This is a genomic window from Streptomyces katrae (assembly GCF_000966975.1).
Taxonomy (GTDB): domain Bacteria; phylum Actinomycetota; class Actinomycetes; order Streptomycetales; family Streptomycetaceae; genus Streptomyces; species Streptomyces katrae.
Genome location: NZ_JZWV01000318.1, coordinates 1 through 17,262 on the forward strand (window position 1 = coordinate 1; position 17,262 = coordinate 17,262).

Sequence of the window (17,262 nt, forward strand, 5' to 3'; positions counted from 1 at the left end):
CCGCCAGCCGGGCGGCCGCCGGCAGCAGCAGCCGCCGGTGGCGCAGCGCCCACCAGGCCCCCGCCGCCAGCGCCAGCCCGCCGCAGAACAGGGCGTACCCCCAGCCCGTGGCCAGCGCGCTGCCCGCCGCCCACGCGGCGGCCGCCGCCAGGACGCCGGCCCCGGCCGCCAGCGCCCGTACGCCGGGCAGCCCGGCGGCGAGCCCGGTCCAGGCGGCGATGACCAGGATCCCGGCCAGCACGAAGGTCTGCCGGTACGGGCTGCCGTTCGGGGTCGCGAAGACGTGCCAGGCCAGATGGGTCGGCTCCCACTGCAGCGACAGCAGTACCGCCGCCACCAGCCCCGCCCACCACAGCCGGGTGCGCAGCGGCAGCGCCCGGTGGAAGGGCAGCGCCGTCACCAGCAGCAGGGTCCCGGTACCGACGAACACGGCGGGGGAGCCGAACGAGTACGTCGCCGGCAGCAGCCGGGCGAACAGGTCCGACCAGGGCACCGGGGCGAACTCCTTGGACCACCCCGGGTAGGCCTGCTGCGAACTCAGGAACAGCGGCACCAGCAGCGGCGCCGTCAGGGCCATCCCCAGCACGGTCGTCACCGCCGCCCGCCCGATCACCAGGGCCCGCTCGCGTACCCCGTCCCGCGTCAGCACCACGCGCACCACCAGCACCAGCGCCGCGCCCAGCGTGGCCATGTAGGCGGTGTAGAAGTTCGCCGTCCAGCAGACGGCCACCACCAGTACCCCCAGCAGCGGCCGCCGCCCGCGCAGCGCCCACTCGCCGGTCAGGCACAGCAGCGGGAAGGCGATCAGCCCGTCCAGCCACATCGGGTTGTACGAGGCCTCGATCACCGACCAGCCGCACAGCGCGTACGAGGCCCCCAGCAGCCCCGCCGCCCACCACGGCCCGGGCCGCTGGGCGCGCAGCAGCCAGGCCATCGCGGCGGCCGCGGCCGTCATCTTCAGGACGGTGACCACGTACACGGCGAGGTCGATGTCGGGCCGTGGGAAGACCCCGACCAGCAGGGCGAACGGGCTCGACAGGTACGTGCCCAGGTCGGGCAGGAAGCTGGTGCCGTACCCGGACTGCCAGTTGAACAGCAGCCCGCCCCGCGCCCGCCCGTGCAGCAGGTCCCACAGGTGGGCGTGGAAGGGCACGAACTGGTTGCCGAGGTCGTTGACGCTGCGGTGACGGGGCCCGTACGGGAAGACCCGCGCGACGGCGTCCCCGGAACACACGGCCACGGCCGTGACCAGGGCGGCGAACGCGGAGCCGAGCAGTCCAGGACGGCGCCCGGTACGGCGGACGGGGGCCGGAGCGGGGCGCTCCGGGGTGTGGTGCGGAGCGAGCTGCGATGTCGACATGGTGAGCCGACCTTCGCAGGAACGTCCGGCTCCGCGGTAACCGGGGGGTGAAATCGCACCCCAACACCCCTGGAATCGTTGGTCGAACCGGTGGCTCGGGCCACTCTGACTGCATACCATCGATCACCGCACGGCCTTGTGCACCGACGCACAATCCCCCGGCCCTGGAGGCTCCTTTGCACCGTCGCACAGCGCTCTCCGTATCCGCCGCCCTGCTCGCGGCGGCCCCCCTGCTGGCCGCCTGCTCGGGCGGGACCCGTCCCGGTACCGCGGCCGTCGTCGGCGGCGAGCGCATCACCACCTCGGCGCTCCAGGCACAGGTCAACGACGTGCGTACCGCGCAGAACCGCTCCGAGCAGGGGGCGCGGCTGATCGGGGCCACCGCGGGCCTGGAGCGGCTCAAGCTCAACAAGATGATCCAGACCGCGGTCCTGGAGCGGGCGGCGGACGACGCCGGGCTGAGCGTGAGCACCAAGGAGATCGAGGACGTCCGCAAGGCGCAGCTGCAGCAGGTCGGCGGGGAGAAGGCGCTCGCCGCGGCCGCCCTGGAACAGGCGCAGCTGGCTCCGGACCAGATCGACGCCGACACCCGCTTCAAGCTGCTGCGCGACAAGCTCTTCGCGCACTACGGCAGCCAGGACAAGGCCCTGGTCAAGCTCGGGGAGGCGGCGAAGGAGCTGCACATCGAGGTCAACCCGCGGTACGGCCGGTGGGACGAGAAGCAGATCCTGCTCGGTGACCAGCAGACCCCCTGGATCACCCAGAAGACGATGCCCGAGCAGGCGGCCCCCGCCGGAGCCTGACACCCGGGGACGGAGGTAGGTTCGGAGGGTGACCGACCACACCGCCGAACCCGCCCCCGCGCCCGCCGACACCGCCTCCGCCTCTGGCTCCGCCTCCGCCGAGGACACCGGGCGGATCGTCCTGCTGACCGCCAGCCACCGGGTCGCCCCCGGGCTGCTGTCCTGGCCGGCCTGGCAGGCCCTGCACGCCGCGGACCGGGTGCTGTGCGCGGACCCGGGCCACCCGCAGCTCCCGTACCTGCGCGAAGCCGGGGTGGTCGTGGCGCACGAGGCCCCCGACGCACACGCTCTCGTCGATGCCTGCGCCGGGGGCCGCACCATCGTGGTGATCCCGGGCGGTGAGGGCGACCAGCGGCTGACGGACGGCCTGGCCCGGCTGGCCGGCTCGGGCCGGGTGGCCATGCCGGACCTGGAGCTGCTGCCGGGCTCCTACGACCTGCCGGGCGCGCGGCTGCTGGACCTGGTGCAGGTGATGGACCGGGTGCGCCGCGACTGCCCGTGGACCTCCCGGCAGACCCACGAGGGGCTGGTGAAGTACGCCATCGAGGAGGCGTACGAGCTGGTCGAGGCGATCGAGGACGGCGACCGGGACGCGCTGCGCGAGGAGCTCGGCGACGTGCTGCTCCAGGTGGTCTTCCACGCGCGCATCGCCGAGGAGGGCACACAGGACGCCGAGGACGCCGAGGACGCCGAGGGTTCGGGGGGCTCGGGGGCGTTCTCCATCGACGACGTCGCCGGCGATCTGGTGGCCAAGCTGATCCGCCGCCACCCCCATGTCTTCGGGGACGCCACGGCGGAGTCCCCGGAGGACGTCAGCGCCCACTGGCAGGCCACCAAGGCGGTCGAGAAGCAGCGGGAGTCGGTCACCGACGGGATCCCGCTGGCCCAGCCCGGGCTCGCACTCGCGGCGAAGCTGGCCGGCCGGGCCCGCGCGGGCGGGGTCCCCGTGGAGCTGCCCCGGGGCGAGGGCATCGGCTACGAGCTGCTGGAACTGGCGGCCCGCGCCGAGGCGGAGGGGACCGACCCCGAGACGGCCCTGCGCGCCGCGGCCCGTGTCTACCGCGACGCGATCCGCGCGGCGGAGGGCGTCGGCGAGTAGCCGCCGGTCGAGGAGCCGCCGGTCCTGCCGGGTACGAAGCACCCAGAGTGCCCCTGAGGCATTGGGCGCCCCGCGCCCAGCGCCTGGGCGCCCGGCTGCCTCACATGCCTGACGGGCGGGCCGAAGCATCAGCCGCGCGGGGCCCGGGCCGACGGGTCGTGCCAGTGCGGGGCCGGGCGGTGCAGGAACCACTCGCCGAAGCCCAGGGGCCGGTCGCCGCGGGCGGCGCCGGCGAGGGGGACGGCGTCGTGGAAGAGGCGGTCGGGGCGGGCCCCGAGCTGCTCCAGGAGGAGGGCGGTCTCCTCCATGAACACCGGCGGCCCGCTCAGGTAGACGTCCTGCTCGGGCCACAGGGCCCGGTTGCCGAGGGCGGTGGCCAGCCGGGCGGTGGCCTGCTCGCGGGGCCGCCCGGGGGCGGGGGTGATGTAGGTGACGCCGAGCCGGCGGAAGGCGGCGGCGTACGCGTCGATCCAGGGCCGGTCGTAGAGGTGCGCGGCGTCCCGGGCGGCCACGAAGAGCCGTACGTCCTGATCGGGAGGGTGGTCCGCGAGCTCCTCCAGCAGGGCCCGCACGGGCGCCCAGCCGGTGCCGGCGGCTATGAAGGTGACGGGACGGTCCGCGCGGCGCAGGGTGAGCCGCCCGCCGGGGGTGCTGAGCCGCAGCGGCTCGCCGAGCTGGATCTCGCGGACCAGGGCGGTGCTGAGCCGGCCGCCCTCGATCCGGCTGACGTGCAGGTCGACGGTGTGGTCGGGGCGGGGCGCGTTGGCGAGGGAGTAGGTGCGCCAGACGGCCGGGACCCGGGGACTGCTCACGCTGACGTACTGTCCGGGCCGGTACGGGAGCGGCGTGCGGGGGGCCAGCGTCAGGACGCCGATGTCCTCCCCGTACTGGACGTGGCGCACGACCTCGGCGTCCCACCAGGGCGGGTCCTCGCTCGCGGCGGCGCCGGCCGTCATCGCTTCGGCCATCAGCTGGTAGGCCTCGGTCCAGGCCTTCTCGGTGCCGGGGGTCCAGGCCGTGCCGGAGGTCGCGGCGAGGGCGGCGAGGAGGCTGGCGCCGACGGCGGCGTAGTGCTCGGGGCCGACGAGGAACTTGCGGTGGTCGCGGCCCAGGTCGTGGAGATAGGGGAGGAGGCTGTCGTCCTCCAGGCGGGAGACGACGTGGGTGAGGGCGGCGAAGAGCCGGTCGCGCTGGCGCTCCATGTCCTCGGCGGAGGCCGGGAACAGCCGGCGGATCCCGGGGTTGTGCCAGAAGAGGTGGGAGTAGAAGAACTTGACCGCGTGCTCGGCCCGTCTCTCCACCACCGCGAAACTGCTCTTCAAGATCCTCACGTCCACAGGACCGAAGTAGGAATGTCCGACAAGCCGCCGTCAAGCGAGAGGCGATCTGCGGACAGCCGCGACGAAGCGTGCATAAGGGACGGCCCGTGGCGAGCCGGGATACCGTCGACGGGTGCACGAGCAGACCCCCGACACCCCGCCCGCCCCTGCCGTCCCGGCGGCGCCGACCCTCTTCGACTGGGAGTTCGCCACCGACCCCTACCCCGCCTACGCCTGGCTGCGCGAGCACTCCCCGGTGCACCGCGCCACGCTCCCCAGCGGGGTCGAGGCCTGGCTGGTGACCCGGTACGCGGACGCCCGCCAGGCCCTCGCCGACCAGCGGCTGAGCAAGAACCCGGCGCACCACGCGGAGCCGGCCCACGCCAAGGGCAAGACCGGGATCCCCGGGGAGCGCAAGGCGGAGCTGATGACCCACCTGCTCAACATCGACCCGCCGGACCACACCCGGCTGCGCCGGCTGGTGTCGAAGGCCTTCACCCCGCGCCGTGTCGCCGAGTTCACCCCGCGCGTGCAGGAGCTGACCGACCACCTCATCGATCAGTTCGCCGGGAAGGGGGAGGCGGACCTCATCCACGAGTTCGCCTTCCCGCTCCCCATCTACGCCATTTGCGAGATGCTCGGCGTACCGCGCGAGGACCAGGACGACTTCCGCGACTGGGCCGGGATGATGATCCGCCACGGCGGCGGCCCGCGCGGCGGGGTGGCCCGGTCGGTGAAGCGGATGCGCACCTATCTCGGGGAACTGATCCACCGCAAGCGGGACGATCTGGGCAATGACCTCATCTCCGACCTGATCCGGGCGAGCGACCACGGGGACCACCTGACGGAGGCCGAGGCCACCGCGATGGCCTTCATCCTCCTCTTCGCCGGCTTCGAGACGACCGTGAACCTCATCGGCAACGGCGTCCACTCCCTCTTCATGAACCCCGGCCAGCGCGCCCGCCTCCAGGACTCCCTCGCCGCGGGCGAGACGGCCCTGCTGGAGACCGGCATCGAGGAACTGCTGCGTTACGACGGGCCCGTGGAGCTGGCCACCTGGAGGTTCGCCACCCGGCCGCTGACCCTCGGCGGGCAGGAGATCGCCGTCGGCGACCCCGTGCTCGTCGTCCTCGCGGCGGCCGACCGCGACCCCGCCCGCTTCGCCGACCCGGACACCCTCGACCTCTCCCGGAGTGACAATCAGCACCTCGGCTACGGCCACGGGATCCACTACTGCCTCGGCGCTCCGCTCGCCCGCCTGGAGGGCCAGACGGCGCTCGCGACTTTGCTGAAGCGTCTGCCGGATCTGGAACTTGCCGTTCCCCCTACGGACCTGCGCTGGCGCGGCGGACTCATCATGCGGGGCCTGCGCACCCTCCCCGTCCGCTTCACAGTCCCGAACACCTGAGGCGCCCCCGAAGCGCGCGCACGGGCGTGGGGGGCGGGCCGCGGGGCGGCGGAACTGACCGGAATTCAGTCTTCGGCCGAACTTGTGACATCCGTTCGAAGGCGGCTAGGTTCTGCCGTTACCCCGCCGTTATACGAAAGGTGCAGGCTCATGCTTCCCGGGAACGGCCGCCACAGACGACCCCGTCAGGTCCCCGCCATCGTCGTCACCGCTGGAGTCACCGGCTCAGCGCTGGCCCTGCCGCTGCTCGCCGCCACGGGCGCGAGCGCGGCCGACACCGCGACGTGGGACAAGGTCGCCGACTGCGAGAGCGGCGGCACGTGGAGCGCCAACTCCGGCAGCGGAGCCTACGGCGGACTCCAGTTCACCCTGGAGCAGTGGAAGAACGCGGGCGGACTCGAGTACGCGGAGCGCCCCGACCTCGCGAGCCGCTCCCAGCAGATCGCGGTGGCCGAGCGGGTGCTGGAGTCCCAGGGCCCCGAGGCGTGGTCGCTGTGCTCCGCCTCGGCCGGGCTGACGAAGGGCGGCCCCAAGGCCGACGTGGACACGGGCACCTCCAAGACCCCCGGGCCCGTCGGCGCCGCCCCGGTCCGGCCCGACTTCTCGGTGCCCTCCACCGGCAAGGACAAGACCTCCACCGACTTCGGCGCGCCCACCCCGGCGCCCGGCGCCGCGAGCCCGAGCGTGCTGCCGGACTACCCGCTGGGAGCCATCAGCGGACTGCCCGTCATGCCCGAGCCGGACTACCCCGTGCCGCCCACCCCGACCACCGGCCCCACCGTCCCGCCCACCACCCCCGCGAACCCGGGCAACCAGGGCAACCAGAACGGTCAGGGCAACCAGGGCAACTCCAACAACCAGGGCAACCCGGCCAATCCGACCCCGTCCGGCACCCCCACCCCGTCGGGCACCCCGGCCGCCCCGGCCACCCCGGGTGCCACGCCCTCCCCTTCGTCCTCCGCCGCCACGCCCGAGGGCAACGGCAAGCACCGCGGCCCGGCCGCGCTCGAGGTGCCCGCGGCCCCTGGCACGGCGTCAGCCGCCGCCGCGGAGCCCTCGTACACGGTGAAGCCGGGCGACAGCCTGGCGGCCATCGCGGACGCCAACGGCCTCAAGGGCGGCTGGACCGCCCTCTACAAGGCCAACGAGCAGGTCATCGGCACGGACGCGGACCTCATCAAGCCCGGCCAGAACCTGGATCTAACCAAGAAATAGGGGTAGTTCGGGCACCCATTACGGGCTGAATGTCCGTTATCGGCAAGTGAGACATGCATCTCTTCCGGACAACTGGCGTGTCTCGTTCCGGAACTTCCGCAAACCCCGCTCCGACCTGCGCAAACGCGCTCTTGAGGAAGGCAAGTAGGCCGGTTTCTCCCCAAAATCACACGTTGAACATCGGGGAGAGACCTGTCTACCTTCTGAGTCGCCCGCCACCGTGGGCTCCTTCGACCGCATCGCCGAATCCTGCCGGCGGCCGGAGGGAACAGTCGTCGCGCAAGCGCCGTTGGCAGGAGCGGGGGAACCAAGGTAGGCGCCGGGAAAGGCCGTTGAGAGACGGCCCGCGTACCGGCTTGGGGTGAAGACGCGCAACTGCGCGGCCGGGCAACTCATCCGCCCGAACCCGACAGCTCACCTCGAAGGCGTCGGTGAGGAGAACTCCATGCTGCTTTCCGGCAAGGGCAAGCACCGCCGCGGCTCCAAGGCCGTCCGCATCGTCACGCTCGCCGGTGTCGCCGGTGTCGCCGTCGCCGCCCCGCTGATGGCCGCCGGTTCCGCGAGCGCCGCCACCGTCTCGGAGTGGGACAAGGTCGCCGCGTGCGAGTCCGGCGGCAACTGGTCCATCAACACCGGCAACGGTTACTACGGCGGCCTCCAGTTCTCCGCCTCCACGTGGGCCGCGTACGGCGGCAAGGCGTACGCCGCGCAGGCCAACCAGGCCACCAAGTCGCAGCAGATAGCCATCGCCGAGAAGGTCCTCAAGGGCCAGGGCAAGGGCGCCTGGCCGTCCTGCGGCGTCGGCCTGTCCAACTCCGCCTACAACGGCGGCGGCTCGACCACCACCCCGGCCAAGCCGAAGCCCGAGACCAAGCCCTCCAAGCCCGCCCCGGCGAAGCCCTCCACCCCGAAGGCCGACACCGAGACCAAGAGCACCGGCTCCGGCTCCGGCAACTGGACCCCGTCCAAGCCGTCGAAGCCGTCGACCCCGAAGGCCGAGACCCCGGCCACCGGCAACGGCTCGTACACGGTCAAGGAGGGCGACACCCTCGGCAGCATCGCCGACGCCAACGGCGTCAAGGGCGGCTGGGAGAAGCTCTTCGACCTGAACAAGGACATCGTCAAGGACGCGGACCTGATCTTCCCGGGTCAGAAGCTGAAGCTCAGCTGAATTCCCGCGTAACACCCGAGCAGTACCCCGGTACGGCCCGCGGCATCGACGCCCGGCGCGCATCCCCCCGCGCGCCGGGCGTCGTCGTGTCCGGCCGCACCGACGCATGTCCGGCCCCGATTTCCGGGGTCCTATGTCCTGGAAGACGGGTATTCGGCCCCTTTTTCGTCCCAGGACCCGGGCGGTCGGCTGGCCGACCGCCCGGAGCCGGTTAGGCTCTAGTCGGCGAGGCCGTCCCAGGCCCCACGCCACCGCACACCCAGCGTCACATCCCAGAAGGAGATGCTCGTGCCGTCCATCGACGTCGTCGTAGCCCGGGAAATCCTGGACTCCCGAGGCAACCCCACGGTCGAGGTCGAGGTGGGCCTCGACGACGGCAGCACCGGCCGTGCTGCCGTTCCGTCCGGCGCCTCCACCGGTGCCTTCGAGGCCATCGAGCTCCGTGACGGAGACCCCAACCGTTACATGGGCAAGGGCGTCGAGAAGGCCGTCCTCGCGGTCATCGAGCAGATCGGCCCGGAGCTCGTCGGTTACGACGCCACCGAGCAGCGCCTCATCGACCAGGCCATGTTCGACCTCGACGCCACCGACAACAAGGGCTCCCTCGGCGCCAACGCCATCCTCGGCGTCTCCCTCGCCGTCGCGCACGCCGCGTCCGAGGCCTCGGACCTCCCCCTCTTCCGCTACCTGGGCGGACCGAACGCGCACCTGCTGCCCGTTCCGATGATGAACATCCTCAACGGCGGGTCGCACGCCGACTCCAACGTGGACATCCAGGAGTTCATGATCGCCCCGATCGGCGCGGAGTCCTTCTCCGAGGCGCTGCGCTGGGGTGCCGAGGTCTACCACACCCTCAAGAAGGTCCTGCACACCAAGGGTCTGTCCACCGGCCTGGGCGACGAGGGCGGCTTCGCCCCGAACCTGGAGTCCAACCGCGCCGCGCTCGACCTCATCATCGAGGCCATCAAGCAGGCCGGCTACACCCCGGGCAAGGACATCGCGCTCGCGCTCGACGTCGCCGCGTCCGAGTTCTACAAGGACGGCAAGTACGAGTTCGAGGGCCAGTCCCGCTCGGCCGCCGAGATGACCGACTACTACGCCGAGCTCGTCGAGGCGTACCCGCTCGTCTCCATCGAGGACCCGCTGTTCGAGGACGACTGGGCCGGCTGGAAGACCATCACCGACCGCCTGGGCTCCAAGGTCCAGATCGTCGGCGACGACCTCTTCGTCACCAACCCCGAGCGCCTCGCCCGCGGTATCGAGGAGGGCTCCGCGAACGCCCTGCTCGTCAAGGTGAACCAGATCGGTTCGCTGACCGAGACCCTCGACGCCGTCGAGATGGCCCAGCGCAACGGCTTCAAGTGCATGATGTCCCACCGCTCCGGCGAGACCGAGGACGTCACCATCGCCGACCTCGCCGTCGCGGTGAACTGCGGCCAGATCAAGACCGGCGCCCCGGCCCGCTCGGACCGCGTCGCCAAGTACAACCAGCTGCTGCGCATCGAGGAGATCCTCGACGACGCCGCGGTGTACGCCGGGCGCAGCGCCTTCCCGCGCTTCAAGGGCTGAGTCCTCGCCTAGCCTCCCTACGTCCCCGCACCCGGTCCCGTACCGTGTGCGGGGACGTATTGCGTAGCGCGCGCACAAGGGGAGGCGGATCAATGGCCGGGAACCGGGATCGGTTCTCCACCTTCTCCACGGCGACCAGGCTCCGGCAGCTCGGCGAGCGGACCGCGGCCCACGTCTACCGCTCGCAGTCCCGTACCGCTCGCAGTCCCGCCGGGTCGTGCGCCGCAGCCGGCTCACCGGCCGGGCGGCGCTGCTGGTGCTCGTCCTCTGTACGCTGGTCGTCGCCCTCGCGTATCCGATGCGCCAGTACGTCTCCCAGCGCTCGGAGATCGCGGACCAGCAGCGGGCCGCCGCCACCGCGCGCAAGCGCCTGGAGCAGCTCCGCGACGAGAAGGCGCGCTGGCAGGACCCGGCCTACGCGGAACAGCAGGCGCGCCGGCACCTGCACTTCCTGCGCCCGGGGGAGATCGGCTACATCATGACCGACCCCGGGGCCGCGGCCGCGGAGCACCGCCGCGGCGGTCAGAGCGGATCCGACCGCCCCTGGTACTCCAACGTCTGGGACGGCGTCGACAAGGCCGACCGCCCCGGCGACTGACCCACCCATCACGACCGTCACGTACGCGGCGACCGCAACGACCGCCGCGTACGACCGAACGAAGAGACTTCCTCCAGGCATGCAGACGCCCCCGCCCCAGACCGACCGGACCGAGCCGACCGACGCCGACATCGAGGCGTTCGAGCAGCAGCTCGGCCGCCCTCCGCGCGGGCTGCGCGCCATCGCGCACCGCTGCCCCTGCGGCCAGCCGGACGTCGTCGAGACGGCCCCGCGCCTCCCCGACGGCACCCCCTTCCCCACGCTGTACTACCTCACCTGCCCGCGCGCGGCCTCCGCGATCGGCACGCTGGAGGCCAACGGCGTGATGAAGGAGATGCAGGCCCGCCTCGCCGAGGACCCGGAGCTCGCCGCCGCGTACCAGAAGGCGCACGAGGACTACATCCGGCGGCGCGACGCCATCGAGGTGCTCCAGGGCTTCCCGAGCGCCGGCGGCATGCCGGACCGGGTCAAGTGCCTGCACGTGCTCGTCGGGCACTCGCTGGCCGCCGGCCCCGGGGTGAACCCGTTCGGCGACGAGGCCCTGGCGATGCTGCCGGAGTGGTGGGCCAAGGGCCCCTGCGTCACCCCGTGCGGCGGGAAGGCGGAGGAGGAGAAGGCGGCGGAAGAGGAGCCGAAGGGGGAGTCCGCATGACCCGGGTCGCCGGCATCGACTGCGGTACGAACTCCATCCGCCTCCTGGTCGCCGACTGCGACCCGGCCACCGGTGAGCTGGTCGAGCTCGACCGCCGGATGACCATCGTCCGGCTCGGCCAGGGCGTGGACAAGACCGGCCGACTGGCCCCGGAGGCGCTGGAGCGCACCTTCGCGGCCTGCCGCGAGTACGCCGCGGTGATCAAGGAGCTGGGCGCCGAGCGGATCCGTTTCGTGGCCACCTCGGCCTCGCGCGACGCGGAGAACCGCGAGGACTTCGTACGGGGCGTCCTGGACATCCTGGGCGTGGAGCCCGAGGTGATCTCCGGGGACCAGGAGGCGGAGTTCTCCTTCACCGGCGCCACCAAGGAGCTCACCGGCACCGCGCACCTGGAGCGGCCGTTCCTGGTCGTGGACATCGGCGGCGGCTCGACCGAGTTCGTCGTGGGCGAGGAGCACGTGGAGGCCGCCCGCTCGGTCGACGTGGGCTGCGTCCGGATGACCGAGCGCCACCTGGTGGTGGACGGCGAGGTCACCGACCCGCCGACCGCGGAGCAGATCGCCGCCATGCGCGCCGACATCGAGGCGGCCCTGGACCTGGCCGCCGAGACGGTCCCGCTGGAGCGGGCCCGCACCCTGGTGGGCCTGGCGGGTTCGGTGACCACGGTCGCCGCGATCGCCCTGGACCTGCCGGAGTACCGCTCCGAGCGCATCCACCACTCCCGGATCTCCTACGAGCAGGTCCGCGAGATCAGCGGCCGCATGCTGACGGCCACCCACGCCGAGCGCTCGGCGATCCCGGTCATGCACCCGGGCCGGGTGGACGTGATCGGCGCGGGCGCCCTCGTCCTCCTCGCGATCATGGAGCGCACCGGGGCCGCCGAGGTCGTGGTCTCCGAGCACGACATCCTGGACGGCATCGCCTGGTCCGTGGCCTGACCGGCCGGCCAGTGAGGGTGTACGAGGGGGCGTCCGGTTCTGGGCGCCCCCTCGAGCCGTTCGAGGGCGTTCCTGCGGTGGCCGTCTTGCGGTGCTGTGGCGCGAATATCGTGTTCCGCCCGATGAGTGGCTGGTGGGGCGGGTGAGCACGCCCGGTGCGGGAGCTGGGTGAGGGCAGTGCGAGGGCAGTGCGGGGCTCCCGGGAGGCCGAAAAGGCCCTCCTGCGCACCAAGTTCGTGAAGTTCTTCACAAGGAAAAAGCGCCCCCCGGGTCAACAAGAGGGTCGTTCGAGGGGTTCTTGAGGGTCGCAGGGCCGTTTCAGCACCTGTTTGTGCGATGCGCGGGTGCTGCGGGTTTCGTATCAGAGGTATGGACGAAACCCAGTGGTCCAGTCCGGTTGGGGCCCTGGAGGCCAGTTCAGGGCGGGTGAACAACGAATCCCGTTACCCTCTGGTTCCCGTTGCGCGCCATGATCTGGGTCACGCGGGGCGCGCAGTGTAGCAGAGGTCTCCCAGCTCCTTGTGAAGGGGCTCACGAGCATCACCCCTTGGGGTGCTGGATACTCATCTCATGAGCACCACGGAGCGTCCCAGGATCCTCGTTGTAGGAGGTGGGTACGTAGGCCTGTACGCAGCCAAGCGCATCATGAAGAAGATGCGCTACGGCGAGGCGACCGTCACGGTCGTCGACCCGCGCTCGTACATGACCTACCAGCCCTTCCTCCCCGAAGTGGCCGCAGGCAGCATCTCGCCTCGGCACGTCGTCGTCCCGCTGCGACGCGTGCTGCCCAAGGCTGAGGTTCTCACCGGCCGGGTCACCACCATCGACCAGGACCGCAAGGTCGCCGTCGTCACGCCGCTGGTCGGCGAGGCGTACGAGCTGCCCTTCGACTACCTGGTGATCGCGCTCGGCGCCGTCTCGCGCACCTTCCCGATCCCCGGCCTGGCCGAACAGGGCATCGGCATGAAGGGCGTCGAGGAGGGCATCGGCCTGCGCAACCACGTCCTCGAGCAGCTCGACAAGGCGGAGTCCACGACGGACGAGAACGTCCGCCGCAAGGCCCTCACCTTCGTCTTCGTCGGCGGCGGCTTCGCCGGCGCCGAGACGATCGGCGAGGTCGAGGACATGGCCCGCGACGCCGCGAAGTACTACTCCACGATCAAGCGCGAGGACATGCGCTTCATCCTGGTCGACGCGGCCGACAAGATCCTTCCCGAGGTCGGGCCCAAGCTCGGCACCTGGGGCAAGGAGCACCTCGAGTCGCGCGGCATCGAGATCTACCTCAACACCTCCATGGACTCCTGCGTGGACGGCCACGTGGTGCTGAAGAACGGCCTTGAGGTCGACTCCAACACCATCGTGTGGACCGCGGGCGTCAAGCCGAACCCGGCGCTGGCCCGCTACGGCCTGCCGCTCGGCCCGCGCGGCCACGTGGACACCGCCCCGACCCTCCAGGTCCAGGGCACCGACTACATCTGGGCCGCCGGCGACAACGCCCAGGTCCCGGACGTCGCCTCCCGCAAGGCCGGCGTCGAGAACGCCTGGTGCCCGCCGAACGCCCAGCACGCGCTGCGCCAGGCCAAGGTCCTCGGCGACAACGTGGTCTCCGGCATGCGGGGCTTCCCGCAGAAGGAGTACGAGCACTCCAACAAGGGTGCGGTGGCGGGCCTCGGCCTCCACAAGGGCGTGGCGATGATCGTCATGGGCAAGATGAAGATCAAGCTCAAGGGCCGTCTCGCCTGGTACATGCACCGTGGCTACCACGGCATGGCCATGCCGACCTGGAACCGCAAGATCCGCGTCTTCGCGGACTGGACCCTCGGCATGTTCCTCAAGCGTGAGGTCGTCGCCCTCGGCGCCCTGGAGACCCCGCGCGAGGAGTTCTACGAGGCCGCCAAGCCGGCGCCGGCCCCGGCCGCCGCCGCTGCACCGGCCCAGAAGGCCAAGGCCTCCTGACCCGGAGCACGGTGCCGGTTCCCTGAGCCGGTTCCGCGAGCCGGTTCACCGAGCACGACCCCGAAGGGGCCGCCCGCCATCCGTGGTGCGGGCGGCCCCTTCGGCGTACCCCGGCGCACGGCCGGGTCAAGGTACGCTCAAGGTGCGGTCCAGGTGTGATTCGGCGGCGAATGCCCCCGATGCGTCGTGGGTAGCGGGTTCTCGGAACACCTTGGAGGTGCCTCGATGACCGACGCCGCGCCGCGGCTGGCAGCCCTTGCCGAAACCCTGCTGGGCGCCCCCCTGCCCATCCGCATACGTGCCTGGGACGGCAGCGAGGCCGGCCCCGCCGCCGGCCCCGCGCTGGTGCTGGGCAGCCGGCGCGCCCTGCGCCACATGCTGTGGAAGCCGGGCGAACTGGGGCTCGCCCGTGCCTGGGTCGCCGGCGACATCACCGTCGACGGCGACCTGTTCGACGCGCTGGACAAGGTCGCCGGCCTGGTCTGGGAGCGCGAGCACCCCGCCGCGCCCGTCTCCGCCCGCCGCTCCCGCAGTGGCCTGGCCAAGCTCGCCGCGCTGCGCCCGCACCTGCCCGCGCGCGCCTCGGGCGCCGCCGGCACGGCCGCCCTGCTGCGCGACCCGGCGACCCGCGCCGCCGTACGCGAGCTCGTGGCCCTCGCCCGCCCGTGGACCCGGCCCGCGCCGCCGCCGGAGGAGGCCGTGCGCCAGGGCGGCATCATCCACTCCAAGAGCCGCGACCGGCACGCCATCAGCCACCACTACGACGTGGGCAACGAGTTCTACGAGCACGTCCTCGGCCCCTCGATGGTGTACTCCTGCGCCTACTGGACCGAGGACGGCACCCTGGAGGAGGCCCAGCGCGACAAGCTGGACCTGGTCTGCCGCAAGCTCGCCCTGACGCCCGGCCAGCGGCTCCTGGACGTCGGCTGCGGCTGGGGCTCCATGGCCCTGCACGCCGCCCGCGAGTACGGGGTCCAGGTCACCGGCATCACCCTCTCCACCGAGCAGGCCGCCTACGCCCGCAAGCGGATCGCCGACGAGGGCCTGACCGACCGGATCGAGATCCGCGTCCAGGACTACCGGGACGTCAAGGACGGCCCGTACGACGCGATTTCCTCGATCGGCATGGCCGAGCACGTAGGCTCCGAGCGCTACCGCGAGTACGCCGGGATCCTGCACGGACTGCTGGCCCCCGGCGGGCGGCTGCTCAACCACCAGATCGGCCGGCCGCCGGAGCCCGACGAAGCGGCGTACGAGATCGACGAATTCATCGACGCCTACGTCTTCCCCGACGGGGAGCTCTCCCCGGTCGGCTCCACCGTCGGCGAGCTGGAGAAGGCCGGTTTCGAGGTCCGCGACGTGGAGGCGCTGCGCGAGCACTACGCGCTGACCCTGCGGGCCTGGGTGGCGCGGTTGGAGGAGCACTGGGACGAGGCCGTACGGCTCACCTCGCCCGGCCGGGCGCGGGTCTGGCTGCTCTACATGGCGGCCTCGGCCCTGGGCTTCGAGCACGCCCGCCTCGGTGTCAACCAGATCCTGGCCGTGAAGCCGGGCGGCCGCGGCCTCTCGGGGATGCCGCTGCGCTCCCGGGTCTGGGGCGCCGCGTAGCCCCGTACGCACACCGCGCGGAAGGGCCCCGGGGCGTGTCGCCCCGGGGCCCTTCACCGTCCCGTCCCCGCGCCGGGCTACTCGGTCTTGATGGCGGTCAGCATGTTGAGCCGGGCGGCGCTGCGGGCCGGCCACATGGCGGCCAGGACGCCCACGACGGCGGCCAGCAGGAGGAAGATCCCGAGCCGGCCGTAGGGGAGGACCAGCTCGTAGTTGGGCACCGCCTTGGTGAGGGTGGTGCCGACGGCCCAGGCCAGGAAGAGGCCGATGCCCATGCCGAGGACCGCGCCGAAGAGCGAGATCACCACGGACTCCAGGCGGATCATGTTCTTGACCCGGGCCCGGTCGAGGCCGATCGCCCGCAGCATGCCGATCTCCTGGGTCCGCTCGAAGACGGACATCGCCAGGGTGTTGACCACGCCGAGCACCGAGATGATCAGCGCCATGCCGAGCAGGCCGTACATGATGTTCAGCATCGTGTTGATGATGCCGCCCATCTCGTTGCGCATGTCCTGCCGGTCGGCGACGGTCATCGCCGGGTTCTTGCCGAGGGCGTCGATGACGGCCTGCTGGCCGGCCTTCGAGTCGCCGGCGGTGGTGTTGACGTAGACCTCGCGGACGTACTGCTGGTCGGTGTGCGCGCCGAGGACCTTGTTGTCGAGGACGTACGGGGACAGCAGGCCTTCGAGGTCCTTGTAGACGGCGCCGATCTTCAGGGCGCTCTTCTGGCCGTCCTCGAACTGGACCTGGAGGGTGGAGCCGACGGTGAGGTTCTGCTTCTTCGCGGTGCTCTCGGCGACGGCGGCCTCGCCCTTGCCGAGGGCGGCCAGCGAGCCGGCCGTGACGTCGATGTTGAGCAGTTCGCCGATGGTGGCCGGGTTGACGCCGGAGGCCGAGCGGAAGCTGTCGCCGACCTTGAAGTAGCCGTCGGCCTGCGGGGAGACCGCCTTGATGCCGGGGGCCTTGGCCAGGGTGTCGGCCACGGACTTGTCCAGGCCGCCGATGCCGCCGGCCATGGAGACCTTGTAGTCGGCCTTCAGCTTGTCGGTGCTCATCCGGTCGACGGCGGTGCCCATGGTGACGCCGAGGACCGACAGGGTGGTGACCAGGGTCAGGCCGATGGCCAGGGAGGCGGCGGTGACGGCGGTACGGCGCGGGTTGCGCACGGCGTTCTGCGCGGCCAGCTTGCCGGGGACGCCGAACACCTTGTGCAGCAGCGGGCGGACGGCGCCGATGACCGGCCGGGACAGCAGCGGCAGCAGGACGATCATGCCGATGAGCATCAGGCCGGCGCCGCCGCCGATGACCATGCGGCCGTCGCCGCCCATGGACACGCCGAGGAAGACGACGCCGATGCCCGCGAGGCTGATCAGCGAGCCGAGGACGTTGCGCACGACCAGGGACTTCGCGGTGGCCGGGAGGTGGGCGCTGCCCATGGCGGCGACGGGGGCGATCCGCCCGGTGCGCCAGGCCGGCAGCAGGGCGGCGAGGGTGGTGACGACGACGCCGATGAGCAGGGCGGCGACGATCGTGCCCGGGGCGATCACGAGGTCCCCGGCGGGAAGC

General features: G+C 72.0%; 13 protein-coding genes, 1 pseudogene and 1 riboswitch. Of the genes and pseudogenes, 11 read left to right on the top strand and 3 right to left on the bottom strand.

The window, feature by feature from the left end:
- Window positions 1-1,360 (bottom strand): YfhO family protein (locus VR44_RS12700; RefSeq protein WP_169791003.1); only part of this gene is annotated, 1,360 nt, incomplete at its 3' end.
- 176 nt (window positions 1,361-1,536) lie between these two features.
- Here VR44_RS12700 and VR44_RS12705 point away from each other — a divergent pair.
- Together VR44_RS12705 and VR44_RS12710 are read left to right on the top strand one after the other, a co-directional pair.
- Window positions 1,537-2,163 (top strand): SurA N-terminal domain-containing protein, encoded by a 627-nt coding sequence (locus VR44_RS12705; protein ID WP_045947566.1) that lies wholly within the window; start codon window positions 1,537-1,539, stop codon window positions 2,161-2,163.
- A gap of 28 nt (window positions 2,164-2,191) precedes the next feature.
- Complete coding sequence (locus VR44_RS12710; RefSeq protein WP_094191587.1) at window positions 2,192-3,262, top strand: nucleoside triphosphate pyrophosphohydrolase; 1,071 nt, start codon at window positions 2,192-2,194, stop codon at window positions 3,260-3,262.
- Between the two features lie 128 nt (window positions 3,263-3,390).
- Here VR44_RS12710 and VR44_RS12715 read toward each other — a convergent pair whose 3' ends face one another.
- A complete protein-coding gene (locus tag VR44_RS12715; protein ID WP_245691750.1) occupies window positions 3,391-4,593 on the bottom strand; it encodes a globin domain-containing protein in 1,203 nt (400 codons plus the stop codon).
- Between the two features lie 121 nt (window positions 4,594-4,714).
- On the opposite strand from VR44_RS12715, the gene VR44_RS12720 reads away from it, so the two are divergent.
- From VR44_RS12720 to VR44_RS12760, 9 genes and pseudogenes are all read left to right on the top strand, one after another.
- The gene (locus tag VR44_RS12720) at window positions 4,715-5,989 is read left to right on the top strand and encodes a cytochrome P450 family protein (protein ID WP_045947568.1); all 1,275 of its coding nucleotides are present in this window, start codon (window positions 4,715-4,717) and stop codon (window positions 5,987-5,989) included.
- A gap of 150 nt (window positions 5,990-6,139) precedes the next feature.
- The gene (locus tag VR44_RS12725; protein ID WP_045947569.1) at window positions 6,140-7,204 is read left to right on the top strand and encodes a LysM peptidoglycan-binding domain-containing protein; all 1,065 of its coding nucleotides are present in this window, start codon (window positions 6,140-6,142) and stop codon (window positions 7,202-7,204) included.
- 274 nt (window positions 7,205-7,478) lie between these two features.
- A riboswitch (cyclic di-AMP (ydaO/yuaA leader) is annotated at window positions 7,479-7,647 on the top strand.
- Window positions 7,648-7,649: 2 nt separating this feature from the next.
- Window positions 7,650-8,375, top strand: a complete 726-nt coding sequence (locus VR44_RS12730) for a transglycosylase family protein (protein WP_045947570.1) — start codon at window positions 7,650-7,652, stop codon at window positions 8,373-8,375.
- Between the two features lie 282 nt (window positions 8,376-8,657).
- Complete coding sequence (gene eno / locus VR44_RS12735; RefSeq protein WP_045947571.1) at window positions 8,658-9,944, top strand: phosphopyruvate hydratase; 1,287 nt, start codon at window positions 8,658-8,660, stop codon at window positions 9,942-9,944.
- A gap of 92 nt (window positions 9,945-10,036) precedes the next feature.
- Window positions 10,037-10,542 (top strand): annotated as a pseudogene (locus VR44_RS12740) (FtsB family cell division protein).
- 79 nt (window positions 10,543-10,621) lie between these two features.
- Window positions 10,622-11,194 (top strand): DUF501 domain-containing protein, encoded by a 573-nt coding sequence (locus VR44_RS12745; protein ID WP_045947572.1) that lies wholly within the window; start codon window positions 10,622-10,624, stop codon window positions 11,192-11,194.
- The gene (locus VR44_RS12750; protein WP_045947573.1) at window positions 11,191-12,132 is read left to right on the top strand and encodes a Ppx/GppA phosphatase family protein; all 942 of its coding nucleotides are present in this window, start codon (window positions 11,191-11,193) and stop codon (window positions 12,130-12,132) included. Before VR44_RS12745 ends, VR44_RS12750 begins: the two co-directional genes overlap by 4 nt.
- Before the next feature lie 570 nt (window positions 12,133-12,702).
- Window positions 12,703-14,088: an NAD(P)/FAD-dependent oxidoreductase gene (locus VR44_RS12755; RefSeq protein WP_045947574.1), complete on the top strand. Its 1,386-nt coding sequence runs from the start codon at window positions 12,703-12,705 to the stop codon at window positions 14,086-14,088.
- A 225-nt stretch (window positions 14,089-14,313) separates the two neighbouring features.
- Entirely contained in the window at window positions 14,314-15,696 is a 1,383-nt protein-coding gene (locus VR44_RS12760) for an SAM-dependent methyltransferase (RefSeq protein ID WP_045947575.1), read from the top strand.
- 77 nt (window positions 15,697-15,773) lie between these two features.
- Here VR44_RS12760 and VR44_RS12765 read toward each other — a convergent pair.
- The coding region (locus tag VR44_RS12765) for an ABC transporter permease (protein WP_045947578.1) at window positions 15,774-17,262 on the bottom strand (1,489 nt) is incomplete at its 5' end.

Bases quoted from the DNA above. Each gene is read 5' to 3' on its own strand.
- VR44_RS12725 (WP_045947569.1), top strand. From the start codon at position 6,140: ATGCTTCCCGGGAACGGCCGCCACAGACGACCCCGTCAGGTCCCCGCC.
- VR44_RS12730 (WP_045947570.1), top strand. From the start codon at position 7,650: ATGCTGCTTTCCGGCAAGGGCAAGCACCGCCGCGGCTCCAAGGCCGTC.
- eno (WP_045947571.1), top strand. From the start codon at position 8,658: ATGCTCGTGCCGTCCATCGACGTCGTCGTAGCCCGGGAAATCCTGGAC.
- VR44_RS12745 (WP_045947572.1), top strand. From the start codon at position 10,622: ATGCAGACGCCCCCGCCCCAGACCGACCGGACCGAGCCGACCGACGCC.
- VR44_RS12750 (WP_045947573.1), top strand. From the start codon at position 11,191: ATGACCCGGGTCGCCGGCATCGACTGCGGTACGAACTCCATCCGCCTC.
- VR44_RS12755 (WP_045947574.1), top strand. From the start codon at position 12,703: ATGAGCACCACGGAGCGTCCCAGGATCCTCGTTGTAGGAGGTGGGTAC.
- VR44_RS12760 (WP_045947575.1), top strand. From the start codon at position 14,314: ATGACCGACGCCGCGCCGCGGCTGGCAGCCCTTGCCGAAACCCTGCTG.